General features: G+C 62.8%; 11 protein-coding genes. 9 read left to right on the top strand and 2 right to left on the bottom strand.

All coding sequences use genetic code 11. The annotated features are described in order from the left end of the window. The first annotated feature begins 31 nt into the window (after window positions 1-31). The 7 genes from rpsM to eccB all read left to right on the top strand — a co-directional run bounded on the left by rpsM (window position 32) and on the right by eccB (window position 5,524). A complete protein-coding gene (rpsM, locus tag QP909_RS02340; RefSeq protein ID WP_005322765.1) occupies window positions 32-400 on the top strand; it encodes a 30S ribosomal protein S13 in 369 nt (122 codons plus the stop codon). Between the two features lie 3 nt (window positions 401-403). After that, complete coding sequence (gene rpsK / locus QP909_RS02335) at window positions 404-808, top strand: 30S ribosomal protein S11 (RefSeq protein ID WP_005322764.1); 405 nt, start codon at window positions 404-406, stop codon at window positions 806-808. Window positions 809-829: 21 nt separating this feature from the next. After that, window positions 830-1,435, top strand: a complete 606-nt coding sequence (rpsD, locus tag QP909_RS02330; RefSeq protein WP_005322762.1) for a 30S ribosomal protein S4 — start codon at window positions 830-832, stop codon at window positions 1,433-1,435. Window positions 1,436-1,549: 114 nt separating this feature from the next. Then, window positions 1,550-2,560 carry a DNA-directed RNA polymerase subunit alpha gene (locus QP909_RS02325; protein ID WP_005322760.1) on the top strand — a complete coding sequence of 337 codons (1,011 nt, stop codon included), beginning with the start codon at window positions 1,550-1,552 and terminating at the stop codon, window positions 2,558-2,560. Window positions 2,561-2,632: 72 nt separating this feature from the next. Further along, window positions 2,633-3,130, top strand: coding sequence for a 50S ribosomal protein L17 (rplQ, locus tag QP909_RS02320; RefSeq protein ID WP_023020595.1), 498 nt, complete (start codon window positions 2,633-2,635; stop codon window positions 3,128-3,130). A gap of 152 nt (window positions 3,131-3,282) precedes the next feature. Continuing rightward, window positions 3,283-4,164 (top strand): tRNA pseudouridine(38-40) synthase TruA, encoded by an 882-nt coding sequence (gene truA, locus QP909_RS02315; protein WP_284766001.1) that lies wholly within the window; start codon window positions 3,283-3,285, stop codon window positions 4,162-4,164. A 73-nt stretch (window positions 4,165-4,237) separates the two neighbouring features. Beyond that, window positions 4,238-5,524, top strand: a complete 1,287-nt coding sequence (gene eccB / locus QP909_RS02310; protein ID WP_284766000.1) for a type VII secretion protein EccB — start codon at window positions 4,238-4,240, stop codon at window positions 5,522-5,524. Here eccB and QP909_RS02305 read toward each other — a convergent pair. Next, entirely contained in the window at window positions 5,514-6,662 is a 1,149-nt protein-coding gene (locus tag QP909_RS02305; protein WP_284765999.1) for a S8 family serine peptidase, read from the bottom strand. The genes eccB and QP909_RS02305 overlap by 11 nt on opposite strands. Further along, the gene (gene eccD / locus QP909_RS02300) at window positions 6,662-8,089 is read right to left on the bottom strand and encodes a type VII secretion integral membrane protein EccD (RefSeq protein WP_284765998.1); all 1,428 of its coding nucleotides are present in this window, start codon (window positions 8,087-8,089) and stop codon (window positions 6,662-6,664) included. Before eccD ends, QP909_RS02305 begins: the two co-directional genes overlap by 1 nt. A gap of 154 nt (window positions 8,090-8,243) precedes the next feature. Here eccD and eccCa point away from each other — a divergent pair, with 154 nt between their 5' ends. Further along, window positions 8,244-11,963 carry a type VII secretion protein EccCa gene (gene eccCa / locus QP909_RS02295; RefSeq protein ID WP_284765997.1) on the top strand — a complete coding sequence of 1,240 codons (3,720 nt, stop codon included), beginning with the start codon at window positions 8,244-8,246 and terminating at the stop codon, window positions 11,961-11,963. Further along, window positions 11,964-13,088, top strand: a complete 1,125-nt coding sequence (locus QP909_RS02290; RefSeq protein ID WP_284765996.1) for a type VII secretion-associated protein — start codon at window positions 11,964-11,966, stop codon at window positions 13,086-13,088. It begins immediately after the preceding gene. Window positions 13,089-13,104: the final 16 nt, after the last annotated feature.

Genomic DNA, 13,104 nt, shown 5'->3' with positions numbered 1-13,104 from the left:
ACCGCCGTAACAACCCGAAAGGACACGCCATATGGCACGTCTAGCTGGTGTTGACCTCCCCCGCAATAAGCGCATGGAGGTCGCTCTCACCTACATCTACGGCATCGGTCCAACCCGTGCCAAGGAACTGCTAGAAAAGACTGGCATTTCTCCTGACCTGCGCACTGACAACCTGGATGATGACCAGCTGTCGGCGCTCCGTGACGCAATTGAGGCTACCTGGAAGGTTGAGGGTGACCTCCGCCGTCAGGTTCAGGCTGATATCCGCCGCAAGATTGAAATCGGAAGCTACAAGGGTCTGCGCCACCGCCGTGGCCTGCCTGTACGTGGCCAGCGCACCAAGACCAATGCGCGCACTCGTAAGGGTCCGAAGAAGACGATCGCAGGAAAGAAGAAGTAATTCATGCCTCCAAAGACTCGTTCCGGCGCGCGCCGTTCCGGCCGTCGCGTCGTAAAGAAGAATGTGGCCCTCGGCCACGCATACATCAAGTCCACCTTCAATAACACCATCGTCTCGATCACCGATCAGACCGGTGCTGTTATCTCTTGGGCATCCTCCGGCCACGTTGGCTTCAAGGGTTCCCGTAAGTCCACTCCGTTCGCCGCTCAGATGGCAGCCGAGAATGCTGCACGCAAGGCAATGGATCATGGCATGAAGAAGGTTGACGTATTCGTCAAGGGTCCGGGCTCCGGCCGCGAGACCGCCATCCGTTCCCTGCAGGCTGCAGGCCTCGAGGTTTCCTCGATCACGGATGCAACCCCACAGCCGCACAACGGCTGCCGTCCGACCAAGCGTCGCAAGGTTTAAGGGAAAGGAAGAGGTAAGAAAATGGCTCGTTACACTGGCCCCGCTACCCGCGTATCCCGCCGTCTTCGCGTCGACTTGGTCGGCGGCGATATGGCATTCGAGCGCCGCCCGTACCCACCGGGACAGGCTGGCCGCAACCGCATCAAGGAATCTGAGTACCTGCTGCAGCTGCAGGAGAAGCAGAAGGCAAAGTACACCTACGGTGTGCTGGAGCGTCAGTTCCGTCGCTACTACGCAGAGGCCAACCGCCTCCCGGGCAAGACCGGCGATAACCTGGTTATCCTGCTCGAGTCCCGCCTGGACAACGTAGTTTACCGTGCAGGTCTGGCACGCACCCGCCGCCAGGCTCGCCAGCTTGTCTCCCACGGTCACTTCACCGTGAACGGCAAGAACATCAACGTTCCTTCCTACAAGGTCACCCAGTACGACATCATCGATGTCCGTGACCGCTCCAAGAAGATGGAATGGTTCGAAGATGCTCAGGACGCCCTCATCGATGCCAACGTACCGGCATGGCTGCAGGTTGTTCCTGATACCCTGCGCATCCTCGTGCACCAGCTGCCCGAGCGCGCTCAGATCGACATTCCGCTGCAGGAGCAGCTCATCGTCGAGCTTTACTCGAAGTAAACTGTTATACCGCACGGCCTGTAATGGCCTGGCGGATAACCAGGAATCTTCAATCCCGAAGATTTTTACCCCTCTACCGGCGTCAAATAGCGGTCGCCGAAAAGGAGAATTTCAATGCTCATTTCCCAGCGTCCTCAGCTCACCGAGGAATTCATCGACTCGTCTCGTTCCAAGTTCGTTATCGAACCGCTCGAGCCGGGCTTTGGTTACACCCTCGGTAACTCGCTGCGTCGCACCCTGCTGTCCTCCATTCCGGGTGCAGCGGTAACCTCCATCAAGATCGATGGTGTTCTCCACGAGTTCACCACCATCAACGGTGTGAAGGAAGACGTTTCCGAGATCATCTTGAACATCAAGAGCATGGTGCTTTCTTCCGACTCCGATGAGCCGGTTGTTATGTACCTGAGCAAGGAAGGCCCAGGCGATGTCACCGCGGGCGATATCCAGCCGCCGGCTGGCGTGGAGATCCACAACCCGGATCTGCACATCGCTTCCCTGAATGACACCGCCAAGCTGGACATTGAGCTCGTCGTCGAGCGCGGCCGTGGCTATGTCCCAGCCGCTCCTACCTCCGGTGAGATCGGCCGCATCCCGGTCGACCAGATTTACTCCCCGGTCCTCAAGGTCTCCTACAAGGTCGAGGCAACTCGTGTTGAGCAGCGCACCGACTTTGACAAGCTGACCATCGACGTCGAAACCAAGAACTCGATTTCTGCACGCGATGCCCTGGCTTCCGCCGGCGGCACCCTGGTCGAGCTCTTCGGCCTGGCCCGCGAGCTGAACAACGCTGCCGAAGGCATCGAGATCGGACCCTCCCCGCAGGAGACCGAGTACATCGCTGCTTATGGCATGCCGATCGAGGACCTGAACTTCTCCGTCCGCTCTTATAACTGCCTGAAGCGTCAGGAGATCCACACCGTGGGCGAGCTCGCTGAATGCACCGAGTCCGACCTGCTGGATATCCGCAACTTCGGCCAGAAGTCGATCAATGAGGTAAAGATCAAGCTGGCTAACCTGGGCCTGGCTCTCAAGGACACCCCTGAGGACTTCGACCCGACCCAGCTCGAGGGCTACGACGCAGAAACCGGTGATTTCAAGGATCCGGCTGCTGAGGATTCCGAGTAAAGAACCCCGCTGACTTGCGGCAATGACCTAATTGCCGCGCGCTCAACTTTTACCGCATACGAGGAGTACACAATGCCAACCCCTAAGAAGGGTGCCCGTCTCGGCGGCTCCGCCAAGCAGCAGGCTCACATGCTGAGCAACTTGGCAGCCAGCCTGATCGAGCACGGCGCTATCAAGACCACCGATGCCAAGGCGAAGGTCCTTCGCCCGTACATCGAAAAGATCATCACCAAGGCTAAGTCCGGCACCGTTGCTGACCGCCGCGCAGTTCTGAAGCTCATCCCGCGCAAGGATGTTGTTTCTTACCTGTTCGACGAGGTTGCCCCGAAGTTTGAGAACCGTGAGGGTGGCTACACCCGCACCATCAAGCTGGATAACCGCACCGGCGACAACGCCCCGATGTCCCAGATCTCCCTCGTTCTCGAGGAGACCGTGACTTCTGAGGCTAATCGCGCTACCCGCGCTGCCGCATCCAAGGCCGCTGAGGCTGAGGAAGCTAAGGCAGACGAGGCTGCTGAGACCGAGGCACCTGCCGAGGAGACCGCAGCTGAGGAGTCCGAGGAGAAGTAATTTCCCTTCGGCCCTAGCGCGTGGCCGCCGCCTTTCCCACCCGTGGGAGGGCGGCGGCTTTTTCATGTCCGCACCCAACCAGGGCTCAGCGCACGAACGACCCAGACCCAGCGCCGGCGGGCAGTCAACACTCCGGTAGCATGAAGCCCACTATGACAGATGCAGCATCGACCTCCCCCGAAGGGCCGGCGGACGGGTTCGTTCGCCTGCGCCTGGACTTGGCTTATGACGGCACGGACTTTCATGGCTGGGCCAAGCAGAAGGGTGGCCTGCGCACGGTGCAAGGCGTGCTCGAAGAGAAGCTCGCGATGATTGCGCGCACGGAGGTGCCGCTTACCGTAGCTGGGCGCACGGATGCCGGCGTCCACGCTCGTGGCCAGGTGGCGCACGTGGACGTCCCCACGGAGCTGCTGGATCAGCGCTCAGTGGCGGGGGAGCCGGCGAAGCTGGTGCGTCGGCTAGCAAAGCTTCTGCCAGAAGATGTTCGAGTACACGGGTGCGAGTTCGCACCCGCGGGTTTTGACGCGCGGTTTTCGGCGCTGCGTCGGCACTATATTTATCGGATTACTACCAATCCGCGCGGCGCGCTGCCGACGCGGGCGCGGGATACGGCCGAATGGATTAAGCCGGTGGATATCGATGCCATGCAGGACGCCGCTACCGCCCTGGTAGGCCTGCACGATTTTGCGGCCTTTTGTAAGGCCAAGCCGAATGCCACAACAATCCGTGAATTGCAGGAATTTTCCTGGCGCGACGTTTCTACGCCCGAAGAACCGGAGCTTTTTGAGGCCCGCGTGAGTGCCGATGCGTTCTGCTGGTCGATGGTGCGCTCGCTGGTGGGCTGTTGCCTGCGCGTGGGGGAGGGGCGCCGCGATGCCGACTTCGCCGCGGCACTGCTGCAGGAGACGAAGCGCTCGTCGAGCATCCCCGTGGCCCCGGCAAAGGGGCTATCGCTGGTCGCCGTTGATTATCCGGCGGCTGACCAGCTGGCCGCTCGCGCTGAGGTCACCCGCGAAAGGCGCAGCGCTGACTAGCGCCCAAGTGGCAGCCAGTGCTTACCTGGGATAGCCTGTGTGCTGGGTGTACACAGACTTTTCGGGGGAAATCATGGCACGTCCGCTGCCTACTACCAAGGCCCAGGTATCGGGCCATAAATTCTTGCGCCGCCGCGTCGAGCATGGGCTTGTCTTAGGCGATATCCGCATGATTCACGATCCATTGGCTAGGCGCCGCAAAGCGCTCCTTTTCGGCGGGGTCGGCGTCGCCTTCCTTGCGGTGGGGTCCGGTATGTTGGCATGGCTGCAGCCGAGCCCGCAGCCGGGTGATGCGCCGATTGTGCGCTCGGAGCAGGGCCAGCTCTTTGTGGATGTCAACGACACCTACCACCCAGTCTTCAACTTGGCGTCGGCGCGCATAATCGCCGGGCAGGCGGTCGAGGCGCAGACCATTGGGGATGAGCACCTGCAAGAAGCGCTACTGGGCTCACCGGTGGGTATCTCGGATGCTCCTGGGTACCTCGCGGCGGCAGGCGAGAATCCCCAGCAGCGATGGGTAGCGTGTTTGGCCGGCAAGGATGAGGCGCCGTCTACAGAAAACCCGACCAGCATCGGCGGCCACCAAGTAGCGTCGCAGGAGGTTATTGTCCTTGCTGAGCCCGAGCAGAAAAGCCTCGGTGAGGAGCGCGCCGCACTGGTGGAATCCGAGGGCACGCAGTGGCTTATCACAGAGGAAGGCCGCGTGGCGTTGCCAGATTCCTCCAGCACCGAAGGGCGCGTCGTGCGCCGGGCGATGGGCGTGGACGATGACACCCACACCTGGCCCGTGCCGCCTGAGCTGCTCAATGCCTTTGCGGAGCTGCCACCGCTGAACTTTCCGTCCGATCCGCCCGAGGTTGTCGATACTGGGCAGAGCCTGTGGGCGCGTACGGCCGAGGGCGTAGCGGAGCTCACGCCTCCGCAGGCGGAGATGCTCGCAGGCGTAGGCGCCAAGGAGACGACAGCCACGCCGCAGGAGATGGCCGCGCTTGCCGACGCCCCCTTAAACCTCAACCTTCCTTCCACGTCCTTCCGCTTCTTAAGCCCGGACGATGGCTGGATGTGCGCTGCTAACGAGGGCGGCGGGGTAGTGGTACCTGCCCAAGCAGGCACCGTCGCCTTGGCAGGTGAGTCGGTGGCCCATCGCTTTGGTGGGCTCAACGCCGGTGGCGTAGGCGTAGACAGCGGCCATGGCTATCACGTGGTCTCACCCACGGGGCAGCGGCACGAGGTCAAGGACAAAGAGACCTTGGAAGCCCTTGGTACCGGCGTGGGCGCGCAGGTGCCGTGGGAGATCCTGCGCTTGCTGCCGGAAGGCTCCGCGCTCAACCGTGAGCAGGCTCTGCAGGTTAGTTCTTAGGCCGCAGCCCGCGCCACACCGCCCACGCGGCAAGCGCCAGCGTCAACCCACCCAGCACCCAGGCACTGCGTGTGGGGGCGCGCGAGTCGCCTTCGTTAGCGGGGCGGATGGTCATAGCTCGGGTATCGACGTCCGCGCCCGCTTCCACGTGAGTGAGCACGGTGAGTGGGTCGATGAAGCCGTGGCCTGGCTCCGCGGCGTCCTCCAAGCGTTTACGGAGGGCGGCCGGGCTATCATCGGGAAATCGCTGCGCCAAGAGGGCAGCGGTGCCGCTGACCACCGGCGCGGCAAAGGAGGTGCCATGGAACTGCGCCGTTCCGTCCGTGCCTTCCTTACCATCGGCCCATCCACCCGCGGGGTTGAGCGCTAGCGGAATGAACCCTTGCGCAGCGAGCTGGGGGCCATCGGCCGAGTTCAGAGAGTAGTCAGCGAGTTCGTGTGAATCCGCGAGGGCGCTTACTGAGAGCACCGTGGGCGAATCCGCCGGAAAGACGCGGTCACCCATCTCACAGCTGCCAGAGGACGCATTGCCGGAGGCCGCGATCACCACAGCGCCGGAGTCTTCCGCATGTGCCAAAGCACGGTCCAATCGGGAAGTATCGACCTGCGCGGCCACATCCGGCGGGACACAGGAGACAACGGAGATGTTGATGACGCGGGCACCGGCAGCGGCGGCGTCATCAATGGCGCGGGCCAAGGTGTCCAGCGAGCCGGTGGTACTGTCTTCCGCTTCCTGGCGGTAGTGCGCGCTGGTCTGGCGCACAGCGTAAATCTCTGCTCGCGGGGCGATACCGATATCGTGTCCGGCAATGACACCGGCCACGACGGTACCGTGCAGGTCGCAATCGCGATGCGGCTCTGGGGCCTCTGGCGCGACAAGGTCCGCGCCACTGCTGAGATGTCGCAGTTGATCGTGACGGGCCACGCCAGTATCGATAACGGCTACTTTGATGCCTTCCCCGGTAGCAAAGGAATGTAGACGGGCCCGGTAGTCTAGCTGCTCCTCGCTTGGTTGGGGCGAAAGCGGTGAGGAATGCGCGGCGGCGCATTCGCGGTCCGGTTCGCGCGCGGCCGCGTAGGGAGCAGCAGTCAGTCCCGCAGCGAATGCAACTACTAAAGCGGTAGGTAGCACGCGCATTATCCAAGCCCCCTAATGAGCACGAAGACACCGGCTAGGTGCGCGGCCAGTGGCAAACTAGCGGCAATGGCCAGGGATTCTATGCGCTCAAACCACGCGATGGTGGTGGGCTCGAGCCCAGCCACCTTGGGTGCCCACACCGGGGCGCTCAGCATGGCGAGGAGAACCAGGCAGGCAACAAGGATGGGTGCCCAGGCATCGGCAAGGCCGGAATTCGCCACCGCGTGGGTAGCGCATAAGCACGTAGCGAGACAGGCGGTCATCGCCAGCAGCATCAGGGCCCAGCTAGCCAACGCACGACCGTGCCGGGCAGCATGCATGACGACGGCACCCGCGGTGGTCACGCAGAGTGCTTGGACGAAACCCACGCCGGTGTGCTCAGCGCCAAAGAGCACCGCAACGTACTCGGCGAGAGCATCAGGCGCGCCGCTCGTCGGTGCCAAGGCCGGACCACTGCCCGTCAGCGAGAGGGCGATCAGGGCCGGAATGAGACAGAGCGACAGTCCGCAGCACATTCCCTCATAGGCGCTGCCGGCGCGCCGGGCACGGATATCGACATCCGGCTGGACGGCATCCGAAACCGCGAGGTCTTGTCCGGCCGTGGGCAGCTGCGGGACTTTGAGCCCAGCGGTGGCAACGGTCAGCGCAGGAGCTGCGGCCAGCAGGATAATGCCGGCGATTACCACGCAGGCGGCTGCCGCCGTACCGTGGCTGCCTTGGAGACCCGTCCCTGGTCCGGGCAGCAGGTAGCCCAAAGCCGCGACCAACAACAGTACCGAGACGGTGAGTGCCACGGCGGTAGTGCGAACCGTGCTCAACCCGGTGACGTGGCAGGCAAGCAGTACGATGAGGAGGGCGACGCAGGCGGTGAGTGCGGCAAAGGGGGCTTCGCCAAGCGAGGGCGAAATCACCTCCCAGCCACACGCCATGCCGGCTACCAGGCTAAGGTGCACCAGTGATAGGGCACGGGTCCACAAGGCGAGCAACAGGGCTCCAGCGCTCAACGCCGCCCACGCCGCTAGGGGAAGGGTGCTAACCCACACTAGGGCGAAGGCGGCAAGCAGCCCTGCCCATGCCCAGATGGTGGGAAGGGCGGCGGTAGTATCCTCCTCAGCCGCGGCGGCGAGCGATTCCGCCGCATCCCGAATCACCGGTGCAGGCCGGCGCTCGCGCGGACTAATAACAAGAATTGAGCCTTCCGTGAGCGCAGTGGCAGCCAGAGGGGCGGTGAGATCGATGGCGCGGCCGGAGGCTGTACTGGCGCGCCAGGGTTCAGAAATGGTGGGCGCATCCACCAAGTCAGTGATCTCCGCCAAAAGCTCTCCCACGCTGGAGCTTAGCGGTAGCGCCACGTCCGCCTCCTTGTGGAAGGCGCCGGCATGAATGCGAACGGTAAGGCGCAGATGATGCGCCGTTGCAGTAGTCATGATGTCCCCCGAAAAATGTATGGATTGTGGGCGTCCCCCTTGCCCAATGTCACATATTGTGGCTTACTAGTGGCGACGTGTCCACCGCAGCGCGGGGAATCTTGGCAGGGGGCCAAGGGCGCTTGGCGCGTGGCTCGGGGGAGGTTATTTAGGCATGCTTGGGATCGGGGATACCCGCGTCATTGAGCCGTTGACCATGCCATTGCGGGATGCTGCGCCGCCACTGCCCACCGGCAGCATCGAGGCGGAGGAAGTCCCGGAGGCGGTGCGCCCGCAACCGGTGCCGCTGGTGCGGCTGTTGCTTCCGGTGGTGATGATTGCGGCGATGCTCGGAATGGTCGCCCTCATGGTGTTAGGCGCTGGGGAATCCCGGCAGATTAGCCCGATGGCCTTGATGTTTCCATTGATGATGCTGGCGAGCATGGCCATGATGTTCGGGCCCAATAACAGCGGGCAGGATCCGGATGAAACCCGGCGCACCTACCTGCGCCACATCAAAGCCTTGCGGGAAAAGGCGCTGCGCAATGCCTCGGCGCAGCGTGCACATGAAAGCTATCGCCACCCGGCACCGGTGGAACTTAGCACTCTAGTCGGCTCGCGCCGCATGTGGGAGCGTGGCCCGGATGACTCGGACGCCCTCGAGGTACGCGTGGGAACTGGACCAACGACGTTGTGCACCCCCATCAACGTGCCGGATTCCGGCGCCACTGAAGACCTGGACCCGGTGTGTGCGGTAAGCATGCGCCAGACAATTAAGGCGGTGGGCACTGTGCCCGATATGCCGGTGGTTATCCAACTGCAGGCCTTTCGCTTCTTGTCCGTGTCCGGTATGGCGTCGACTCGGGGCGAAGAGCCCGCAGATCCCTCCCGCGATTTGGTGCGCGCAATGGTGATGCAGATAGCGTTGGCGCATGGCCCGGAAACCTGCGGTATCGAGGCCATCGGCGGCCAGTGGGAGTGGCTGAAGTGGCTGCCCCATGCGCGCACACCGGAAAAGGCGCGCTTTCGTATCCTCATAGTCGATGGCGTGCTGACCACGGGCACCGAAGACTTTTTCCACGATGATTCCTATACCACCATCATTGAGGTTGGTGGGGCGCCGTCTTCGGCGCTGGGGGTACGCGCTGAGCACGAAGGCCTAAGCCTCGTGGCAGGGGAGCAGCTGCAGGTGGTCACCGCGGCAGGGGTGGAAGACCTTGGTTCTCCCGACGGAATGAGTGCGGCCGGCGCGACATTGCTTGCGCGCAGTATGGCCTCCTACCGCCGCCCCGATAGCACTTCTGGCCGGCGCGGCAGTGACCTTATGGGCCTTCTGGGCTATCGCGATGTGGAAGAGTTAGCGGCCAGTGGCATGTGGCATGGCCGGGAGGGGTCGGCGCGTCTCATGGTGCCTATCGGCATCGATACGGTGGGCCAGCCCGTCACGGTAGATCTCAAGGAATCGGCCCACGGCGGTATGGGCCCGCACGGACTGTGCATTGGTGCGACCGGCAGCGGCAAATCCGAGCTGCTGCGCACCCTTGTCACCGCGCTGGCGGCTACCCATAGTCCGGACGAACTTAACCTCGTGCTCGTGGATTTCAAGGGCGGCGCGACATTCTTAGGCTGCGACCGCCTGCCGCATACTTCCGCGGTGATCACCAACCTGGAGGAGGAATCTACTCTGGTAGAGCGCATGTACGATGCCATCTCTGGCGAGATGAACCGGCGCCAAGAGCTGCTGCGCACCGCCGGAAACTTTGCCAATGTCAGTGAGTACAACGCTTCTGCCACCGCCGTGCGTGAGCACGGGCCGCTGCCGGCCTTGGTTATCGTCGTCGATGAGTTCTCGGAGCTTTTGGGCCAGCACCCGGATTTCGCGGAACTCTTCGTCGCCGTCGGCCGCTTGGGGCGCAGTCTCCACGTACACCTGCTTTTGGCCTCCCAAAGGCTCGAAGAAGGCCGCTTGCGGGGGCTAGATTCCCACTTGTCCTACCGAATCGGCCTGAAAACCTTCTCCTCAGCGGAATCCCGCCAGGTGTTGGGCGTGACCGATGCCTACCACCTGCCCGGCCAGCCCGGCGCGGGCTACCTAAAATCCGATGCCGAGGCCTTGACCCGCTTCCAAGCTTCTTACGTGTCAGGGCCCCTGCCGCGCCGGGCGCTTGCCGACGCCTCCATGGACCACCCAGCCCCAACCCGAGGCCGGGTGCAGCTCTTTCAAGGCTGGTCCCAGGAAGAGGACAATACTAGCGCTGCGGTGGTTCTTGATGACTCCACCACTGTGCTTACTGAGGTCGTGCGCGCCGCAGCAGAAGAGGCCCACATGCGCGATCAATCGGCGCACCGCATCTGGCTGCCGCCGCTACCGCCGGTCATTGAGCTATCAGCGTTGCCGGGGCTTTCCGGTGCAGATGACGCGGGTGCAGTCTCGCCCACAGCGGACCAAGGGCCGCTGCGTGCGCCCATCGGCATTATCGATAGGCCGTATTACCAACGCCAGGATGAGTTGATTATTGATTTCACCCAGCACGGTGGACACATGGCCCTGTGTGGTGGCCCGCAGTCCGGTAAATCGAGTGCGCTGCGCACCATCGTCTCTGCGCTAGCTCTACGGCATGACCCCCAGGCGGCACGCTTTTACGTCATCGATCTTGGCGGTGGTCAGCTAGCATCCCTGGAGCGCCTGCCCCACGTCGCCGGAGTTGCCGGGCGCGAGGAGGGCGAAAAGGTACGGCGCATCGTCGACGAAGTAGCTGGCTTTATCCGCCGCCCCGAAGAGTGCGCAACCTTCCTTGTCATTGATGGCTGGCACCACATTGGTACCTCGAATGCGGAGTTTGAAGACATAGCGGAGAAGGTCACCGAGATCGTCGCCGATGGCGCCTCCGCACACGTGCATGTCGTCATTGCCACTTCGCGGTGGACCACGATGCGCCCCGCTATCCGCGATCTCATTGCCAACCGCCTCGAGCTGCGCCTGGGTGAGGCCTTGGATTCGCTCATCGACCGCAAACTACAGCAAAAGCTCCCCAGCGCGCCGGGCCGCGGGCTCACCTTGGCGGGTGAGAATATGCTCTTAGCTCGCACCTCCAACCAGGACATCGCCCACATCTGCCGCGTGCATGCTGCGGCTGATCCAGTTCCACCGCTCAAGATGCTGCCTGCCGTGCTTACCCCGTCCGCACTCGCAGCTCAAGGGGGCGTGCCCACCGGCGAGATCGCCTGGGGCATCGGCGGGCGCGACCTCGATACGCTGACCTGGAATCCGTCTCGTGAGCCGCACCTTGTGGCAATCGGGGCGCAGGGGTGTGGCAAGTCCACCTTCCTGGCGCAGATAATGCGTGGGATCAGCAATTTTGCGCGGGAAGACGCCCGCCTTGTGGTCATCGACCAGCGGCGAGCCCACCTGGGAACCTTGGACCAGAACATGGTTGCTGCCTACGCCGCGACGCAGTCGAGTGCGCAAGAGGCCATTGTCGATACAGTCCGGACCCTGGAATCTCGCCTGCCTGGCCCGGATATTACCCCGGCGCAGCTCGCCGCACGAGATTGGTGGCAGGGCCCAGACATTTACCTAGTTATCGATGATGCGGACCTGCTGAGCGATATTGCCCTCTCGCCACTGCTGGACTTGCTTCCCCATGCCCGCGACATTGGCCTGCACCTTGTTATCGCTCGCAAATCCGGCGGCATCGGCCGTGCACTCTTTGGTCAATTCTTTTCCGCGGTGCGCGATCTGCAGCCGGCGCTGCTGCTTTTCGACGCCGACCGCGACGAAGGAACCATCTTCGGACTCAAGCCCTGCCACCAACCACCCGGCCGCGGTCAGTGGAGCATCCGCGGTGAAAACCTCGGCGTCGCCCAAGCGGTGTACCTAGAAGGAGAGAAGTAAATGAGCACCAATCTCAGTCCGCATACGCCAACCGAGACCCCTATCCCTACTGGTGGGGAGACCACCGCCGGCCCCATTACCGTCACCATCCTGGATGCGGCCACCATCTTTGAAGGGCCCGAAACGGTCTACCGCTATGACCTGCCGGGAACCGGCATTGTGGAAGGCTGGGCTTTAGGCCAAGTCATGGATCAAATATCCAAGATGGCGGGACCGTCCTGGCCCGACGTGGAAGCCTGCGTGGTGGCAGACTCTTCCGGCACGGACATTACGCAAGAAGCCACCGCCATCATTTGCCGGCAATTGGAAGTCACCGGTGTGCGCCTCATCGACCCAGAACCAACCGTCTCCCCGCTAGCGGCTCCGGACCCACTCGGTTCGCCTCCTCACCCGGTTCCTGAAGCCACGGATTCAGCGCCTCCCACTACGGTGATGGAGGCACCTGCCTACGACGAGCCAGTAACGCCACGCTGGACCGACCGCCTGCACGGTTGGCTCGGAGTCATCGATATCTTTCATGTGGCAATTGCCGTGGTCATCATCGCCGTGGCCGGAGCTTCTTGGTGGGCCATTGGTGCCCAAGCTTCAGGCGATGACGACGCCGCTTCGGAGGCATCGCACCCGCAACCCCGCGCCGCCGAGCCAAGCCGCGAGCGCGCAACGGAGTCCGCGCCAGCTTCGCCACAAACAGGAATGCCAGGCGCGTCAGATTCCGGCAGTGACGAATTGAACCCAGGTGAAAAGCGCTTAGACGTGGAGGGAATGTCAGTAGTCGTCCCCAGTGGGTTCCACACCAAGGTGGAAGATGGTCTGGTCACCGCCACCGGCGAAGACCCGAACCTACGCATCCTGCTGGCGGCGGATGAGATGTTTAACGTGCCGGCAGATGCCCTGTTTAAAGAAATTCACGCGCAGGTCGACGAAGATCCGGCGCTTCGCGATGCCACCGATGAGGCCGGGCGACTGACCTATACCGAAGACCCTGGGGACGGCTCCTTGGTGGAATGGACTACCTGGGAAGACCGTGGGCACCAGATGTCCGTGGGGTGCCATACCCGGCATAACTCCAACGCCGTTCAAAAAGCGGCTTGCCGTATGGCCACGGAAAGCCTAGTCAAAAAATAGTCTTAAAAACTTTGCC

Source organism: Corynebacterium sp. MSK195, assembly GCF_030228885.1.
GTDB lineage: Bacteria > Actinomycetota > Actinomycetes > Mycobacteriales > Mycobacteriaceae > Corynebacterium.
The sequence above is the reverse complement of the archived record's forward strand: the minus strand, read 5'-3'. Positions and strand labels throughout refer to the sequence as shown.